The 280-nt window shown below is 63.9% G+C and carries 1 protein-coding gene; it reads right to left on the bottom strand.

Annotated elements, in window-relative coordinates; genetic code table 11:
• Window positions 1-280: enoyl-CoA hydratase-related protein (locus CH341_RS32380; protein ID WP_210208728.1), on the bottom strand; the 280-nt coding region annotated here is incomplete at both ends.

Here is a 280-nt window from a genome sequence, read left to right on the forward strand (position 1 = left end):
ATTCCGGGGAAGAGATTGAAAAGCACCTCGGGCAGCCCGAAAGTCGCGCTCTTCTCGGCGATGATGAGATTGCACGACAGCGCCGATTCCAGCCCGCCCCCGAGCGCCTGTCCCTGCACCAGCGCGATCGTCACGATCGGCAGATCGGCGCTGATGGAATTGAGGTAGGTCATCTTGGCGCAGGCATGCGCATAATCGCGCAGCCCCTCCTCGTCCCGCGCCCGGATCAACCGCGAGAAGAGGTCGAGATCGCCGCCGAGGCTGAAGATCGACGGCGTGC

The sequence above is a fragment of the Rhodoplanes roseus genome, from assembly GCF_003258865.1.
Taxonomy (GTDB): Bacteria; Pseudomonadota; Alphaproteobacteria; order Rhizobiales; family Xanthobacteraceae; genus Rhodoplanes; species Rhodoplanes roseus.